Below are 16,559 nucleotides of genomic sequence, written 5' to 3'. Positions count from 1 at the left end.
ATCAGAAACATGGCGCAGACGGCGAAAGATGCCGAAAACCCGGATTACGACGAACATGCGATTGCCTTTCTTGAGCTTTTGTGGGGCAAAGGTCATCTGTCGCCGGGCGGCACAGATGAGGTGGATCGTATCGTCGCCGATATAGATTTTGCCGGTCTGCGGGTGCTGGATATCGGATGCGGATCAGGTGGCAACGCCTTGCATCTGGCGCAAACAAGGTCTTTGAAACACATCACCGGCTTCGATGTTGAAGGTCCGGTGGTTGAAGTTGCGACGCGCCGCGCTGCAGAAGAGGGGCTTGTCGATCGCGCGAGTTTTGTCCGGGCCGATCCCGGACCTTTGCCTTTCGATGATGGCGCTTTCGATCTGGTGTTTTCCAAGGATTCGCTGCTGCACGTTCCCGACAAGGATGCGCTTGCCGCCGAGATCCATCGCGTTCTGACCCCGGGCGGGCAGGTGGCTGTCGGGGACTGGATGATCGGTCATGACGGGCCCATGTCAGCAGAAATGGCAGCCTATGTCGCGGCTGAGGATCTGGGTTTCGCGATGGGGTCGCCGGACCGCTACCGCACTGCCATGGAAGGTGCGGGGTTCACCGAGGTTCGGGTCGTTTCCCGCAACCCGTGGTATCTGGAGCGCGCAAGGGTTGAGTTAAGAGAGCTGAAGGATACCCGTTACGCGGAATTCTGCGCTGCTTGCGGCGAGGATTACATCGAACATCAGATCACCACCTGGACATTGATGATCAGGGTTCTTGAAACGGGCGAGCATTGTCCGTCGCATCTGTTTGCAATGAAACCAGGTATTGCCAAGTTGTTGACCTAAAACGTTTCGGGGAAAACCTGAATTGGGGTATTGAACGAACCCGCTGACGCGGGAGGGGGGCGTAGCTATTGGCGGGAATGGCCCCCTGGCGGGAAGGTTTGGTTGCTGAGGCCAACCTTTATCAGGAGACCATCCCATGGCTGATGCCACTTCAGCGGTAAGCCCATTGCGCCGCCGTATGATCGACGACATGACGCTTCGCAACCTGTCGCCGGCCTCGCAACGATCCTATCTTCATGCCGTTGCGAAGTTCAGCCGGTATTTCGACTGTTCGCCGGATCGACTGGGGCTGGAGGATGTCCGTGCCTTTCAGGTCTACCTTGTATCGCAGGGTATTTCCTGGCCAGCTTTGAATCAGACGGTCTGCGCCTTGCGCCTCTTCTACGGCGTGACGCCGAACCGGGCAGAGATCCCGGAACGGATCGCCTATGCGCGCACGCCACGCAAACTGTCAACGATCCTGAGCGCCGACGAGGTTGTGCGTTTTCTTGAGGCGGTGCCGTCGCTGAAGGCACGCGCTGCCCTGACGACGGCCTTTGCCGCGGGCCTGCGTGCTTCCGAGGTGGTCAGTTTGAAGGTCACGGATATCGACAGCGATCGCATGCAGATCCAGGTCCGTCATGGCAAAGGAGCCGGGGACCGGACCGTCATGCTCTCGCCGCAGCTTCTCGGCATGTTGCGGACATACTGGCGCCTGGCGCATCCGAATGACTGGCTGTTTCCCGGCCGTGGCGACAAACCGATTGATGTGCAGGTGCTGCATTCCGCCTGCCGGTCCGCAACCAAAGCGACGGGACTGACCAAGAAGGTCAGCGTGCACACGCTGCGACACAGCTTCGCCACCCATATGCTGGAGAATGGTGTCGATATCCGCGTCATCCAGGTGCTGCTCGGGCCCGCCAACCTGTCGACAACTGCGCGCTACACGCAGGTTGCCGCGACGACGATCGCGAAGACACAAAGCCCGTTCGATCGCCTGAACCTTGAGGTGGTGCCGCCCGACTGAGACGCGCCATGCGCCCGGCCCTGGAGGTGGCGGATATCTTCCGTCGCCATGGCTCTGCCTATCTTCAGGCTCACGACGGCCATCTCGACCGCGTAGAGTACCGCGTGATTTCCGCGATTGAACTGTGCCGCACCTCTGCTCTTGGCGGCCATGTCGAGGGCTGCCAGGCCTGCGGAAGGGTGCGCGTAGCCTACAATTCTTGCCGCAACCGGCATTGCCCCAAATGCCAGGGGGCGGCGGCGCATGACTGGCTGGAGGCGCGGGCGGGCGATCTGCTGCCGGTCCCCTATTTCCACGTGGTCTTCACTCTGCCTGCCGAGATTGCAACCATTGCCTTCCAGAACAAGAAGATCGCTTACGACATCCTGTTCAAGTCCGCCGCCGAGACCCTGCGCATCATTGCGGCTGACCCAAGGCATCTCGGCGCCGGGATCGGCCTCATCGCGGTACTGCACAGCTGGGGCCAGACCCTGAGTTACCATCCCCTTCTTCATTGCATCGTGCCAGGCGGCGGTCCGTCGCCGGACGGCAGCTGCTGGATCGCCTGCCGCCTTCGAGGCCGGGCAGTTGCAGTTCTTCGGCGAGATTGAAGGATTGGCCGACCTGCCAGCCTTTGCCCGGATGCTGACTTCGGCAAGCCGCCGCGACTGTGTTGTTAATGCCAAACCACCCTTTGGCGGGCCAGAACAGGTGCTGGCCTATCTCAGCCGCTATACGCATCGCGTCGCCATCTCCAATTCCCGCCTGATCAGCATAGAGGATAGCAGGGTAACCTTCCGCTGGCGCGACTATCGTCGTGGCCGCCGACCCGGACGGATGACCCTCGACGCCGGTGAGTTCATCCGGCGGTTCCTTCTGCGCACCTTGCCGGATGGCGTTCACCGCATCCGCCATTACGGCTTTCTCGCAAACGGGCAGCGCACCGCCCGTCTCACAGCCTGCCGGGTACTGCTGGCCACCGGGACACTAGAGGCAGCCGACCGCGTCCGACCCAAAACAAGCCCGGCACCCGTTCCGCGCCCTTGCCCCTGCTGCGGTCGACCGATGGTCATTCTCGCCGTCCGGCATCACGGACAGGCATCACCCGTCGGACCGTTCTGGAATGACAGCTCATGAGCACTCGGGGCAAACCATCGCCACGCGATCTGCAGCCGGTCTGCACGAGGACTGGCCAGATGGCCTGCCGGCAGGCGACCCGGTTGTGCCGGTGCCGGTCGTCGCGAGAAATGATCCGCCACCAGACCAGCCCGCTGCGACGGTCCCAGGATGCTGATGTCAGCCACGGCAGAACCCCGACCGGGGCGCATAACCATCGCATCCGCCGTCGCGCCCAATACCCCAGGCTAGCACCAAGCCCAAATCGCCATAGCGCCAAACCAGCCCCCAAGTTCGTTCAATCCGGCCTCAATGAGTTCGCGCACAGCGCTGGGACGCACGAGACCCGCCGCGCGACCTCACAGAACCCTCCAGATTCACATGCAGGTCAGTTTGTGTTTCATCCCGTTTGGGAGGATAGATCATGCCAGCACCTTTGCCATCAGCGCTTCGGGCGCGGTTTCAGAGATACATTGAAGAAGGTTTAAGTGGGCGCGCGGCGGCGCTTCGCCTGAAGCTGTCACCAGCTACGGGAACTCGCTGGGCGCGGCAGGTCAAGACCAGAGGTCGCGCGGCTCCTGCGCCTAAGGGTCGCCCCGTGATACTGGCAAACTGGGCCCACATCGGGCCTTCTTTGAAGAGCTGGTGACGCAAGACCCGGACATCACGCTCTTTGAACCGAGGGATGCCTTGGCCGACGGTGAAGGGGTGCAGGTGCATCATTCCTCCATCGCTGATCTTTTGTCCCGCCTGGGGTTCACGTACAAAAAAGTCGCTGGTCGCCACCGAACGCCGCCGTGCCAAGGTAAGACAGCAAAGAGCCGATTGGCTCACGAATCGCGCACCAGCCATAGCGGCACTACCTGAACGCGTTGTCTTCATTGACGAAACTGCTATGAAAACCAACCTCGCGCCTGCGCGGTTGGGCCACCTGCGGCGAACGGCTGATGATGGACGCTCCTTTTGGAAGCTGGGGGACGCAAACCCTGATCGCGGGGTTGGCCCAAGACGCTTTAATCGCTCCATGGGTCATCAAGGGTGCAATGGACGGCCCCGCCTTCGCTGCATACATCCGCCACGTACTGATCCTCGAGATCGCACCCGGCACCGTAATCATCCTCGACAATCTCGCCACTCACCGGAACAAGGGGGCTGCCCAAGCCCTGCGCGAACACGGCTGCTAGTTCCTTTACCTTCCACCGTACACACCCGATCTCAATCCTATCGAACAGGCCTTCTCAAAGGTCAAGGCTCACCTCCGACGGATCGGCGCGAGGACCTTCACCGAAGTATTCGATGCCATCGCGGAAATCTGCGATCTCTACGAACCCACCGAGTGCCAAAACTACTTCAAGGCTGCCGGGTATGCATCAAGTTAATCCCGAAACGCTTTAAGCCTGTGAGGTATTGGCGAAGGCAGGTTCAGGCTGTCATTTCCGCAGTGCAATCGTTCCAGAGGTTGAAGGCGTCGGAACGAGCGTGGCGGTATGAGTTTGCGTTGAGTTGATATCGGCGGGGACGGAAGATCAGGTTGATTTGGTCATGCGCGGACAGAAATCTCTGAGCCTGCAGGTGAAACTTGAACTTGCCGAATAGCTTCTCTCTTTTGCGGGTTGCTCAGTGCGAGACTTCGATCGCGTTGTTGAGACCTTTGTGGGTGCGATGGTCAGCGTCCGGTGCCAGTGTTTTGATCGGTTTGACATAGCTGCGCAGTTTGTCCATCGCCCGGCAGTGCATTGCGAATGCAATGTCACGAGAGGGGGGATAACGACCCTGGGTTCGCCGAATTTGGCAACCAGCCCTCTGAAGAAGCGCTTTGCAGCTTTGGCATTTCGGCGAGTTTGCACGAGAATGTCGAGCACGTCGCCATTGGCGGCGATCGCATGCCACAACCAGTGCTTCTTGCCACGGATCATGATCACGACTTCGTCCATGTGCCACTTGTCATTCGGCTGTGGACGATCCCGCTTGATGCAATCTGCAAAGTGTAGACCAAAGCGATTGACCCACAGCCGAACTGCTTCCCGGCTGACGATAACGCCCCGCGCAGCCAACAGATCCTCGACGTCAGCTGTGCTCAACGCAAAGCGATGGTAAGCCCAAGCCGCATAAGCAATGATCTCACGATGAAAACGAAAGCCTCTAAGGCATGGCATGATCGGTGGGATGTTCATTAGCGCGACATAGCTGGATCACTCAGCCTGTACAACTTGGCAATACCACCTGGAGATCTATGCGGCGGTGAAAGAGGCCGAGTTCGCGTCGTTCCGCGAAGAAATCTCGCCCCGCGAAAACGATTGGTACCTTTGATCAGCCCGTCCGATTCAGTCGCCCAGCCGTGTCAGAACCCAGTCGTGAAACCGCTTGATGTCAAATTCCTGAGGCATCAGGCGGCCGCCCCTGAACCGGGAAACGCGCAGACCCCTTTGGTTCATCTCACAGGCGGCTCCGTCCTCTTCCAACACGGCGGCGGCAAAATCGACGACGTTGTCCATATCGAAACCGGGCGCAGCGAGGGTCTCGGGCAGGAACAGCCACTCCGCTTTCAACCGCGTGCATTCGGGCGAGACAGGTGTCAGCGAGACGATGCGCACATAGTCGACATGCGCGACGATGAACGCGGTCGGATAGATCGTGACAAAGGTATGCCCGGCGGCGCGTTCCACCGCGGACAGATCGGGAAAGATCGGACCACAGGGTTGACCATTGACCGTCCAGGTTTCTGTCCCGGATTCCAGAACTGGGCCGTCGTAAGGCGATCCGCTGGCTTCTGCGGCCGACATGATGCCCTGCCTATAGACCGGCACCCGTGTGCTGAGCGAGGGGTGAATACCTGGGCAGTGCAGGCATTCGTTGTAGTTTTCCCAAAAGACCTTCCAGTTGCAGGCCAGTTCGATTTCGCGGGCATGGCCGGTTACCAACCGGTCCATGGGCCAGTTATCCAGGGCGGCAAGACCCAGATCCGGCGCAAATTGGGGCGGGGTTTCGTCAAGGCACAGGAACAGGCAGCCATTCCAGACCTTGTGCGAAACCGGAAGCAGCCCGTGTGCGTCCCTGTCGAAATCGTCCGTAGGGGTTGCATATGCGGTCGACCTGAGGCGGCCCGTCATGTCAAAGGACCACGCGTGATAGGGACAGGAGATGAGCTTGCCGTTATAGGCCCTGTCCTGTAGTCCGCAAAGTTCCGACCCCCGATGCGGGCAGACGTTCAGAAAGGTGGAAATATCGTCATCCTGACCGCGCGCGACCAAGACCGACTGACCGGCGATCTCGATCCGGCGCAGCGTGTTTGGCGGCAGGTCTGAAAGGCGCCCGGCATAGGCCCACTCCTTGTGCCAGATCTTCGCTCGTTCCCGCTCAAACCAGGTCTGTTCGTAATACGCCACAGGCGGCAGCGAGGCCGGGCAGTTCTTCAGTAATGGAGACGAGAACACGGGCGGATGAGACATGGTTTACCCCTGGATTTCTTGCCGCAGTCTAAGGGAGCGCGTCATTCAGCGGCAAGAAAATTCGTACCTGAACTGTCCGGCCGATATTACCAAGTTGTTCGCCCGGCATAATCGTGAGCCGGGAAGCGATCCGGCTATGGGTCAATCGCTTTGGGCAGCATTTCGCAGACTGCATTCGGCGGGATCGCCCGGAGCCGAACGACAAGTGGCACATGGACGAAGTTGTGATTTCGATCCGCGGCAAAAACAATGGCTATGGCGCGCTATCGACGCAAAAGGTGATGTGCTTGATATTCTTGTGCAAACACACCGAAATGCAAAGGCTGCAAAGCGGTTCTTCCAGAGGCTGATGACCCTATTTAGCGAACCAAGAGTCGTCATCCCCCCCTCTCGTGACATTGCATTCGCAATGCACTGCCGGGCAATGGATAAACTATGCAGCTATATCAAACCGATGAAAACACTGGCGCCGGACGCTGACCGTCGCGCCCACAAAGGTATAAAAAACGCAATCGAAGTGTCGCATAGGCCCACCCGGAAGCGAGAGAAAATGTTTGGGCGGTTCAAATCACACCGGCAAGCCCAGAGGTTTCTGTCTGCTCATGACCAGATCAACCTTATCTTCCGTCCTCGCCGATACCAACTCACCGCAATCTCATACCGACACGCACGTTCTGATGCGTTCATCCTTTGGGACGAGTACACTGCTGAGATGGCAGCCTGATGGCTGCGAGACAACATTTTGCGCATCGCATCAAATAACTTGGCAATACCCCATCGACGATATCACGAGAGCCCACAAAACCTAACCCCGACCGATGTCTACTTCGGGCGCGACCAGACCCTCGCTTAGCTCAGGCCGCCATCTGTCCCAAAATCCCTGGCGACGGACAGTTTTGTCCAATCCATGCCGGCTCGTAACTCACTATTTTCGGCATACTTATTCCATAAATCCTGTTTTGTAGTCGAGAATATTTGGCGGATATTTGTTAGTAAACTTAGAAGTACTGGAGATAACTTGTGCAAAGCCATGCTCGTGTGGTTGTTATTGGAGGAGGTGTCGGTGGACTGTCGGCGCTTTACCACCTTTGTCTGGAAGGTTGGACCGATACTGTCTTGCTGGAACGAAACGAGTTGACCAGCGGCACAACGTGGCATTCGGCGGCGCAATGTCCCAGCGTGGCGTTCAACCAGCTGCTGCTGCTCCTGCGAGACTACACAATCAAGCTTTATAAGGAACTGGCTGACGATCCGGCATATCCAATCAACTATCACCATGGAACAGGTGGTATGCGCCTCCTGACCAACCCAACTCATGTGGATGAAGTGCTTCACATCATGTCGGTGGCCAAGGGGCTGGGTATTGAATTTGATCTGCTGGATGCGGCTGAGGCAAAGCGGCGCAATCCTTTGCTGAACACTGATGGAGTCCTTGCTGCGATGTGGGATGAACGCGACGGCGACATCGACCCGGCGCAGCTGTGTCAGGCCATGGCGGCCCGGTCCCGAAAGGCGGGCGCAATGATTCACCGCAACGCCCCCGTAACTGCCTTGAAACAAAAGCCTAACGGTGAATGGTTAGTGACAACAGGCAAGGGCACGATCACCGCCGAGCATATCGTGGTTGCTGCGGGTTATCGCGCCAATGAGGTCGGTGCATTGATGGGGATCGCGTATCCAGTCATTGCGATGGAGCACATGTACTTCGTCACCGAAGACATCCCTGAACTGGTTGAGCGCGAGACGCGCGTCCCTATGGTGCGCTGTCCGCGTGACACTTTTTATATGCGACAAGAAAAGAATGGCCTTCTTGTCGGAATCTATGAACATGACTGTAAGACATTCGGGATGGACGGAATTGATCCTGATTTCGTCAATGCGCTTTGCCCGGATGATCTGGATCGTCTCTTGCCGAAGATGGAGCCGATTTTTGACCGCCTTCCGTGTTTGAAAGATGTTGGCATAAAGTCGGTGGTGAACGGGCCAATCACCTATGCCTCGGATGCAGGGCCACTGGTCGGAAAGCAACCAGGCCTCCGAAATTGCTGGTCGATGAACGGACTGCGCGTGGGCATTGGCGAAGGCGGTGGCTATGGCAAAATGCTCGCACAGATGATGGTGCACGGGGAAACGGAATGGGATACTTGGCAACTCGACCCGCGCCGTCTCACTAGTTTTGCCAACACTGAGTTTACTGCGCTGAAATCCATCGAGGATTACCAGCACGAATTCCGCTGGCATCTGCCGCACGAGCATCGCCCGGCCGGTCGCCCGGCCAAGGCGTCACCACTTTATCCGGTGCTGAAGGCCAAAGGTGCGGAATTTGGTGTCGTAAATGGCTGGGAGCGGGCAGAGTTCTATAAACAGGACCCAGCTTTCAAAACTTCATACGGTTTTTCTTTTCAGAACTGGCACGATATTGTGGGGCGTGAAATCGAGGCGCTATGTACCAACGTCGGACTGGCAGAGCTTTCAGGTTTCAACCACTACCGCATCACTGGAGCCGGCGCGCTGGATTGGTTGAGTAGTCTGACCTGCTCCAGGGTTTCAGAAAAGATCGGAAAGGCCAGTTTGTGTTACTTCCTGACATCAAAGGGCAATATCGCAGGCGAGGCCACGATTGTACCTTTGTCAGATGGGAGCGTGTTTTATGGTTCTGCTGCCGCGGCTGAGTATCACGATATGGATTGGTTGACCGAACGTTTGCCCAAAGCATCAGATATTTGTATCGAGAGTCGCACCAACACGCACACAATGATTGTGATTGCTGGCCCAAAAGCCCGTGATTTGTTGGCTGTAGCGTCGCCGCGCACAAAATGGGGTCAAGCCGATTTTCCGTGGTTAAGCGCGCAGCGTGTCTTTATCGGATATATCGAGGCTTTGGCCATCGCGATCAGCTACTCGGGAGAGCAAGCGTTCGAATTGCATATCCCCAACACGCAACTCTACCCCGCGTATGATATTCTGACCAGAGTCGGTGCAGCATTCGGCCTGTCGCATTTCGGTATGTTTGCAATTGACTCGATGCGACTGGAAAAAGGTCATGGCCATTGGAAGGGTGACTTTATCACCGAATTCAATCCGATTGAGGCGGCGCTGCATCGTTTTGTCGACTTGTCCAAGGATTTCCCCGGAAAGTCCGGGCTTCTTGAGCAGATGAGTATCGGAAATCGCAAAGTACGGGTCATGCTTGAAATCCACGATGACAACGGACCAGCACAACCGGGTGAAGGCGTATTTGTGAATGGCGCGCCAATCGGGTCGATTACTTCATCCGCGTGGGGCTACCGCACTGGCATAAACCTCGCCATGGCCTACGTTGACCCGGCATATGCAGGCGTGCTTACGGAAGTGGAAGTGTTGCTTTCGGGTGAAGTCACCAAGGCAATCGTAGGTCCGCTTTGCCAGTTTGATCCCGAAAACGCGCGGCCAAAAGGGAACAGTCAAATTGTCAATTTGCACTATTGACGGGGTACCGTAGACTAAATGCCCATTCCGAATTTGTGTGCCAACACGCGGCATCACCACATGTCGGACTGCGTCCCTCTGCAAGCGCAATCGATTCTTACCTGCCGCGCCGGGGAACGCTCCTCCAGATCGGCAGCGCTGAAAAGAAAACTGTTCGCCGCGTCCATACCGCGCGTCATCATCGCCACTGTAACCGTGTCGAAAGGGAATTATGTTCTCAACACAACGTCGACACGGGACTATTTCAGTGGCCATTCACTTGCTGACTTGCCGGACGTTGATCGCCAAAGCCCCGTAGTAAATCCTCGTCGGCCTTCGTACAAAGATTGCGACACACCCCAATCAGTTGATCTCGGTCAAAGTTTGGCACATGCTGGCAGAGTAAGAGACGATTGCAGAGCCAATCTGGCGCGAGCCGAAGACAATGACCAGCCACGCGACGAGACGCAATTTTCTGCGCGGAAGTATGAACTCCGCGCCTGTTCCGCGCCCTTTTGGCGCTGGGGCCGATATGGCGTTTTTGGAGGCGTGCACGCGCTGCGGCAATTGCGCGGCGGTTTGTCCACAAGCGATTATCACAGCAGGTGAAAACGGATTTCCCGTTGTTGACGTCAGCCGCAGGTCCTGCACGTTTTGCGGCGAGTGCGTCGATGCCTGCAAACCGGGTGCACTTAAACCGGATATGGAGTGGCCATGGCGGGTCGCGATATCCGACACCTGCTTGTCGCTTAACCGCGTGAATTGCCGTATATGCCAGGATCATTGTGAACTATCCGCGATCCGGTTCCAGCTACGTGTCGGCGGCAGCGCCGAGCCGTTGATCGACGATGCGTCCTGTACAGGATGCGGCGCTTGCGTCTCGGCGTGCCCGGCTGACGCAATTTCGCTTGTCCATTCTCAAACCGGCCAGGAGAACCGCCAATGACAAACATCTGCGGCTGCCTTGTGCATACCATGCCAGCCATGACCCGAAGCGTCATTGAAGCAATCGATGCGACTGAAGGGGGCGAGGTGCATGCGCATGAAGACGGACGTGTGGTGGTCACCATCGAGGATACCGAAACCCAACGGGCCTCGGATCAGATCATGGCCCTGCACCAAATTCCCGGCGTGTTGAATGTCACGCTGACTTATCACCATTTTGAAGAGCTTGAATCTGACAGCGCTTCACAGACCCAACACTGAACACTGGGAGACCATATCGATGACCGCTTCCGCATCCCGCCGTGCGTTTTTGAAAACAAGTGCTGCCCTTGCCACCGCTTCGGCGGCTGGCATTACCCTGCCGGAAAAGGCAGCGGCGCAACTTCCGAGCCCGGATATCCGCTGGGACAAGGCCGCTTGCCGTTTTTGTGGGACAGGTTGTTCCGTTCTGGTTGGCGTCAAAGATGGCCGCGTGGTCGCAACTCAAGGAGATCCCGAAGCACCGGTGAACCGCGGCCTCAACTGTATCAAGGGTTATTTCCTGTCCAAGATCATGTATGGGCAGGACCGCTTGACCACGCCGCTTTTGCGCAAATCTAACGGTGTGTTCGACAAGGAAGGCGAGTTTGAGCCTGTGAGCTGGGACGAAGCTTTCGACATTATGGCCGAGAAGTGGAAAGAGGCACTAGCCAAGAAAGGGCCGACCAGTGTCGGCATGTTCGGTTCCGGACAGTGGACGGTTTGGGAAGGATATGCCGCCGCCAAGTTCATGAAAGCCGGCCTGCGTTCGAACAACATTGACCCGAACGCGCGTCACTGCATGGCATCCGCAGTGGCAGGTTTCATGCGTACATTTGGCATTGACGAGCCGATGGGCTGTTATGACGATCTTGAGCACGCCGATACCTTCGTGCTTTGGGGATCGAACATGGCCGAGATGCACCCGATCCTGTGGTCGCGTTTGACCGACACCCGCCTTACCAAACCGGGCTGTCAGGTTCACGTCTTGTCGACATTCGAACACCGGTCGTTCGAGCTGGCCGACAACGGCATGATTTTTGCACCGCAAACCGACCTGGCGATCCTGAACTATATCGCCAACTACATCATCCAGAACGGCGCGGTGAACGAAGAATTCGTCAAGAACCACGTCAACATTACCAAAACAGCAACCGATATCGGTTATGGCCTGCGCCCAACACATGAACTGGAACAGGCCGCGGCGAACCCGTCACATGAAGGCAAGCACGGTGCGCTTACGCCAATCAGTTTCGAGGAATATGCCGAAGCCGTCAGCGAATACACCGTGGAAAGAGTTTCGGAATTGTCGGGTGTCCCAGCAGGAAAGCTGGAGCAATTGGCGCAACAATACGCTGATCCGAACCGCAAGGTGATGAGCTTGTGGACCATGGGCTTCAACCAGCACACTCGCGGGTCGTGGGTGAACTCCCTGATGTACAACGTGCACCTTCTGGTCGGAAAAATCTCCGAGCCAGGCAACTCTCCCTTCTCGTTGACCGGTCAACCTTCGGCTTGTGGCACAGCGCGTGAAGTCGGAACCTTTGCCCACCGCCTGCCCGCGGACATGGTGGTCATGAACGAAAAGCACCGCGACATCGCTGAGGCCAAGTGGGGCCTGCCCAAAGGCACTATTCCGGAAAAGCCGGGCTATCACGCCGTGTTGCAGCATCGCATGCTCAAGGACGGGGAACTGAACGCCTATTGGGTACAATGCACAAACAACATGCAGGCCGCCCCCAACATGCTGGAAGAAGGGCTGCCGGGCTACCGTAACCCGGACAACTTCATCGTCGTTTCCGATCCTTATCCGACCGTCACAGCGCTTGCCGCCGACTTGATCCTGCCGACTGCGATGTGGGTGGAAAAGGAAGGCGCCTATGGCAACGCCGAGCGCCGGACCCAGTTCTGGCGCCAGCAGGTGGATGCACCGGGTGAGGCACGTTCGGACGTCTGGCAGATCATGGAATTCTCAAAACGCTTCAAGGTCGAAGAAGTGTGGCCGGAAGAGTTGGTGACGGCGAAGCCCGAGTATCGCGGCAAGACCTTGTATGAAATCCTGTACGAGAATGGTAAGGTCAACAAATATCCGCTGACAGAAACCGCCGAAGGTTTCAACAACGACGAGTCCAAGCATTTTGGTTTCTACGTGCAGAAAGGTCTGTTCGAAGAATACGCCGATTTCGGCCGCGGCAAGGCGCATGACCTCGCTGATTTTGACACATACCACCAGGCTCGCGGTCTGCGCTGGCCTGTGGTGGATGGAAAGGAAACACTCTATCGCTTCCGCGAGGGGTATGACCCCTATGTCGAAAAGGGCAAGGGCGTTCAATTCTACGGCAAGCCGGACGGCAAGGCGAACATCATCTTCGCGCCTTACGAGCCTGCAGCGGAAATGCCGGATGAAGAATTCGACCTATGGCTCGTGACCGGTCGCGTGCTGGAGCATTGGCACTCCGGTTCGATGACCCGCCGGGTGCCGGAACTGCACCGGTCGTTCCCATCGGCGGTGGTGTATATGCACCCTGACGATGCCAAGGATCGCGGCTTGCGGCGTGGGCAGGAGATCACCATCTCGTCCCGCCGTGGCGATATGCAAAGCCGGGTCGAAACCCGTGGTCGCAACAAGCCGCCGCGCGGGGTCGTGTTCGTTCCGTGGTTCGACGAAGGCCAGTTGATCAACAAGTTGACGCTGGACGCCACTTGCCCGATCTCGAAGGAGACCGATTTCAAAAAATGTGCCTGCAAGGTGGAGCGCGCATAAGCGCTCCGTCTAACGACCGAAAGCAAGGGACAGGGTCATGCCCGCCAATTCCAACCGTCAACTCAGGTCTGTGGACCGGCGCCGCTTTTTGCAGGATGCTGCCCGTGCGACTGCGGGTTGCGCGGTGTGTGGGCTTGGCCTGACCTATCTGGCTACGGACGCCGGCGCGCTTCCGGCACAGGCGCTGCGCCCGCCCGGCGCTTTGGCAGAGAAAGACTTCCTGGCCGCGTGTATCCGTTGTGGATTATGTGTCCGGGACTGTCCCTATGACACGCTGAAACTAGCCGAACTTGGCGTCGACGGGGCCGCGACAGGTACTCCATTTTTTATTGCCCGCGATGTGCCCTGCGAGATGTGTGAAGACATTCCCTGTGTTGCCGCCTGCCCGACAGGTGCGCTCGACAAGGAACTCGCCGATATTGACGACGCGGATATGGGCCTTGCTGTTCTGATCGACACAGAACGGTGCCTGAATGCGTTGGGTCTGCGCTGTGATGTTTGCTATCGCGTCTGTCCCGTGATCGATAAGGCGATCACGCTGGAGGTTCGACACAACGAGCGATCCGGGCATCACGCCATTTTCATGCCGGTTGTCCACTCGGACGCGTGCACGGGCTGCGGAAAATGCGAAAAAGCCTGTGTGCTACCGGAAGAAGCGGCGATCAAGGTATTGCCGCGTCGGTTGGCAACCGCTGAATCTGCCGAACACTACAGACTGGGTTGGGAAGAACAAAATCCGCTGGTCGATGAACTGATCGACCTACCGGACCGCCTGCCGGGGCCAGGCACCGACAACCTTGTGGCGCCGGGCGGCTATCTGTCCGAACCGATCCCAGACCCCAGCATGGAAGGCGGGTTCAAACCCAGTTTTTCAATTCCGGGCGCCGAGGGAGCAGGGCAATGAGCGAAAGAACTCAAAGCCCCGTTGGCCACGAGGCCATAGCCGAAAAAGGCTGGTTGAACGCGCATAAATACCTTCTATTGCGGCGAACGGCCCAGTTTTTCTTCCTGTTTATCTTTTTGATGGGGCCATGGTTCGGCATCTGGTGGGTAAAGGGAAACCTCGCAAGTTCGCTGACCTTTGATGTGTTACCGCTAACCGACCCGTTCGTGACCGTCCAGTCGATGCTCGCATTTCACTGGCCCGAGGCAACGGCACTGGTCGGCGCGCTAATTGTCGGCACCCTCTATGCACTGATCGGTGGCCGCGTCTATTGCAGTTGGGTGTGCCCGATCAATCCTGTGACCGACGCCGCGCATTGGTTGCATGATCGCCTTGGGCTTCAAAAGGGCTGGCAGCCCAAGCGAAGCACGAAATACTATGTGCTCGCCATGGTGCTTGCGGTGTCGCTCGCCACCGGCACGATTGCATGGGAATTGGTAAATCCAGTCTCGATGCTGCATCGCGGTCTTATCTTCGGCATAGGATTTGCCTGGGCATTCGTCATTGCGGTTTTTGTCTTTGACCTGATCGTGTCCCGCCGCGGATGGTGTGGTCACCTTTGTCCCGTCGGTGCATTTTATGGGCTGCTGGGAGCGCAATCATTGTTGCGGGTATCAGCACTAAACCGTGCCGCATGCGACGATTGCATGGACTGTTTTGCCGTGTGTCCTGAAATGCAGGTTATCACGCCCGCTCTGAGAGGAGAGGAAGATTCGACCCCTCTGATCCTCAGCCCGGATTGCACGAATTGCGGTCGCTGCATCGATGTCTGCGCGCCCGACGTCTTTCAATTTACCCATCGCTTCGACCCCAGGCCAAGCCCGGCCCGTCCAAAGCGGCGCAACCAGAAACACAACCCATCCGAGGCCGGTCGCGCGGCCTAAGCAAGAAACGGAGAAACTCAATGAAAACCTTAGCACTTACAAGCGCCCTCGCGGTCGCAGCCCTCGTTGGAAGTCTCGGATATGCTCTGGCACAGTCGGTCGACACATTGCGCGGCGCCGATGTCAACGAACCGGTTCCACTTGATCAGGTCCATCGCAATGTCGAAGGGCGCATTCAGCGCAACTATCGCCAGCAACCGCCGTTGATCCCGCACTCGGTTGAGCAATACCAGATCGACCTACGCACCAACCAATGTCTAGCCTGTCATGACTGGACCAAGGCTGGCGAACGAAACGCCCCAACCTTGTCGATGACCCATTATCTGGACCGCGAGGGCAACGAGTTGGATCGGATTGCAGGCACACGCTACTTCTGCAACCAGTGTCATGTGCCGCAAGCAGATGCTCCGGCGTTGGTTGACAATGTCTTTCAGCCGTCCTCAGACAACTAATCCAACGCAAGATTGAAAGGAGCACTGAAATGGCAGACTCCCCTGAAAAACGCGGTTGGATCCGCCGTCTATGGAACGGGTTCTGGACACCGGCCGTCATGTTCAGCTCGGGCTTTCTGATCCTTGCCGGCTTTTTGGCAGGTATCTTGTTCTGGGGCGGCTTTCACTGGACGCTGGAACTGACCAATACCGAGGAATTCTGTACGTCGTGTCACACGATGGAAACCAACCTGGGCGAATATCGCGAGACGGTCCACTACAACAACCACTCCGGTGTGCGCGCAATTTGCTCGGACTGCCATGTGCCGGACGAGTGGAGCCACAAGATCAAGGCTAAAGTCATGGCGGTCAAAGACGTCTATCACGAATTGGCCGGAACGATAAGCACGCCCGAAAAATACGAAGATCACCGTTTGAGCATGGCGTCCGCCGTGTGGAAGAAGATGAAGGCGTCGGACAGCCGGGAATGCCGGAACTGCCATGACTTCGACTATATGGATTTCACCATCCAGGAAACCCGCGCCGCCTCGGAACACCAACGCGCAATCGACAACAGCATGACTTGCATCGACTGCCACCAAGGCATCGCTCACAATCTTCCGCCCGGCTATCTTGAGGAGTACCAGAAGGTTACTGAAGTTTTGAACTCGGAAACTGGCGGATTGATCCATCAACAAGCTTCGGCGGAAAGCGACCAGATCAAGTCATATCTGGACACGCGGACAGACTGA

At 57.4% G+C, this 16,559-nt stretch carries 11 protein-coding genes and 4 pseudogenes; 13 read left to right on the top strand and 2 right to left on the bottom strand.

Annotation, left to right across the window (positions count from 1 at the left end):
* Positions 1–9: 9 nt before the first annotated feature.
* The 4 genes and pseudogenes from ACR0LZ_RS16070 to ACR0LZ_RS16055 all read left to right on the top strand — a co-directional run bounded on the left by ACR0LZ_RS16070 (position 10) and on the right by ACR0LZ_RS16055 (position 4,305).
* Positions 10–825, top strand: a complete 816-nt coding sequence (locus tag ACR0LZ_RS16070) for a class I SAM-dependent methyltransferase (RefSeq protein WP_480750838.1) — start codon at positions 10–12, stop codon at positions 823–825.
* Between the two features lie 136 nt (positions 826–961).
* Entirely contained in the window at positions 962–1,831 is an 870-nt protein-coding gene (locus ACR0LZ_RS16065; protein WP_480750837.1) for a site-specific integrase, read from the top strand.
* An 8-nt stretch (positions 1,832–1,839) separates the two neighbouring features.
* Positions 1,840–2,947: pseudogene (locus tag ACR0LZ_RS16060) on the top strand (IS91 family transposase).
* 893 nt (positions 2,948–3,840) lie between these two features.
* Positions 3,841–4,305: pseudogene (locus ACR0LZ_RS16055) on the top strand (transposase).
* A 43-nt stretch (positions 4,306–4,348) separates the two neighbouring features.
* Here ACR0LZ_RS16055 and ACR0LZ_RS16050 read toward each other — a convergent pair.
* A pseudogene (locus ACR0LZ_RS16050) lies at positions 4,349–5,100 on the bottom strand (IS6 family transposase).
* Between the two features lie 150 nt (positions 5,101–5,250).
* Positions 5,251–6,375: an aromatic ring-hydroxylating oxygenase subunit alpha gene (locus ACR0LZ_RS16045; RefSeq protein ID WP_480750836.1), complete on the bottom strand. Its 1,125-nt coding sequence runs from the start codon at positions 6,373–6,375 to the stop codon at positions 5,251–5,253.
* A gap of 104 nt (positions 6,376–6,479) precedes the next feature.
* Here ACR0LZ_RS16045 and ACR0LZ_RS16040 point away from each other — a divergent pair.
* The 9 genes and pseudogenes from ACR0LZ_RS16040 to ACR0LZ_RS16000 form a co-directional block, all read left to right on the top strand.
* A pseudogene (locus tag ACR0LZ_RS16040) lies at positions 6,480–7,099 on the top strand (IS6 family transposase); the annotation flags it as partial.
* 296 nt (positions 7,100–7,395) lie between these two features.
* Positions 7,396–9,843 carry a GcvT family protein gene (locus ACR0LZ_RS16035; RefSeq protein WP_480750835.1) on the top strand — a complete coding sequence of 816 codons (2,448 nt, stop codon included), beginning with the start codon at positions 7,396–7,398 and terminating at the stop codon, positions 9,841–9,843.
* A gap of 424 nt (positions 9,844–10,267) precedes the next feature.
* Positions 10,268–10,768, top strand: coding sequence for a ferredoxin-type protein NapF (gene napF, locus ACR0LZ_RS16030; RefSeq protein ID WP_480750834.1), 501 nt, complete (start codon positions 10,268–10,270; stop codon positions 10,766–10,768).
* On the top strand, positions 10,765–11,028 hold the full coding sequence (locus tag ACR0LZ_RS16025; protein WP_480750833.1) for a chaperone NapD: 264 nt from the start codon (positions 10,765–10,767) through the stop codon (positions 11,026–11,028). Before napF ends, ACR0LZ_RS16025 begins: the two co-directional genes overlap by 4 nt.
* Before the next feature lie 19 nt (positions 11,029–11,047).
* Positions 11,048–13,549 (top strand): nitrate reductase catalytic subunit NapA, encoded by a 2,502-nt coding sequence (napA, locus tag ACR0LZ_RS16020; protein ID WP_480750832.1) that lies wholly within the window; start codon positions 11,048–11,050, stop codon positions 13,547–13,549.
* Positions 13,550–13,586: 37 nt separating this feature from the next.
* Positions 13,587–14,453 carry a ferredoxin-type protein NapG gene (napG, locus tag ACR0LZ_RS16015; RefSeq protein WP_480750831.1) on the top strand — a complete coding sequence of 289 codons (867 nt, stop codon included), beginning with the start codon at positions 13,587–13,589 and terminating at the stop codon, positions 14,451–14,453.
* A complete protein-coding gene (gene napH, locus ACR0LZ_RS16010; RefSeq protein WP_480750830.1) occupies positions 14,450–15,376 on the top strand; it encodes a quinol dehydrogenase ferredoxin subunit NapH in 927 nt (308 codons plus the stop codon). The genes napG and napH overlap by 4 nt, the downstream gene beginning before the upstream one ends.
* Positions 15,377–15,396: 20 nt before the next feature.
* Positions 15,397–15,828, top strand: coding sequence for a nitrate reductase cytochrome c-type subunit (locus ACR0LZ_RS16005; RefSeq protein WP_480750829.1), 432 nt, complete (start codon positions 15,397–15,399; stop codon positions 15,826–15,828).
* A 29-nt stretch (positions 15,829–15,857) separates the two neighbouring features.
* Positions 15,858–16,559, top strand: coding sequence for a NapC/NirT family cytochrome c (locus ACR0LZ_RS16000; RefSeq protein ID WP_480750828.1), 702 nt, complete (start codon positions 15,858–15,860; stop codon positions 16,557–16,559).

It is taken from the genome of Ruegeria sp. CI1, assembly GCF_056536925.1.
The sequence above is the reverse complement of the archived record's forward strand: the minus strand, read 5'-3'. Positions and strand labels throughout refer to the sequence as shown.

Excerpts from the sequence above, each read along its gene's own strand:
- ACR0LZ_RS16070 (WP_480750838.1), top strand. The coding sequence starts at position 10 with ATGGCGCAGACGGCGAAAGATGCCGAAAACCCGGATTACGACGAACAT.
- ACR0LZ_RS16065 (WP_480750837.1), top strand. The coding sequence starts at position 962 with ATGGCTGATGCCACTTCAGCGGTAAGCCCATTGCGCCGCCGTATGATC.
- ACR0LZ_RS16045 (WP_480750836.1), bottom strand. The coding sequence starts at position 6,375 with ATGTCTCATCCGCCCGTGTTCTCGTCTCCATTACTGAAGAACTGCCCG.
- napF (WP_480750834.1), top strand. The coding sequence starts at position 10,268 with ATGACCAGCCACGCGACGAGACGCAATTTTCTGCGCGGAAGTATGAAC.
- ACR0LZ_RS16025 (WP_480750833.1), top strand. The coding sequence starts at position 10,765 with ATGACAAACATCTGCGGCTGCCTTGTGCATACCATGCCAGCCATGACC.
- napA (WP_480750832.1), top strand. The coding sequence starts at position 11,048 with ATGACCGCTTCCGCATCCCGCCGTGCGTTTTTGAAAACAAGTGCTGCC.
- napG (WP_480750831.1), top strand. The coding sequence starts at position 13,587 with ATGCCCGCCAATTCCAACCGTCAACTCAGGTCTGTGGACCGGCGCCGC.
- napH (WP_480750830.1), top strand. The coding sequence starts at position 14,450 with ATGAGCGAAAGAACTCAAAGCCCCGTTGGCCACGAGGCCATAGCCGAA.
- ACR0LZ_RS16005 (WP_480750829.1), top strand. The coding sequence starts at position 15,397 with ATGAAAACCTTAGCACTTACAAGCGCCCTCGCGGTCGCAGCCCTCGTT.
- ACR0LZ_RS16000 (WP_480750828.1), top strand. The coding sequence starts at position 15,858 with ATGGCAGACTCCCCTGAAAAACGCGGTTGGATCCGCCGTCTATGGAAC.